A 280-nucleotide genomic window follows, 5' to 3' on the forward strand; every position below is an offset into this window, starting at 1 on the left:
TTTTTCGGATACTCTTAATGAAATTGATATTAAAAAAGTAACTAATGATCTGGAGGCCACGGTTGCCAATCTTGAGGATATGAGTGAAAAACTTAATTCAGGGAGTGGGACCATAGGAAAACTAATCAATGATCCCCAGGTATATATCAATCTGGAGCAGGCCACCCGCCAGTTGGATGAGCTCATACAGGATGTGAAACTTAACCCTAAACGTTACGTTCATTTTTCTATCTTTGGTAAAAATCCGGGTCCATATTCGCCTCCGAAGGATTCACTTAAA

At 39.6% G+C, this 280-nt stretch carries 1 pseudogene; it reads left to right on the forward strand.

The features are described 5' to 3' along the window. Positions 1–280 (forward strand): annotated as a pseudogene (locus HC176_RS19395) (MlaD family protein); the annotation flags it as partial.

It is taken from the genome of Tamlana crocina (genome assembly GCF_012037625.1).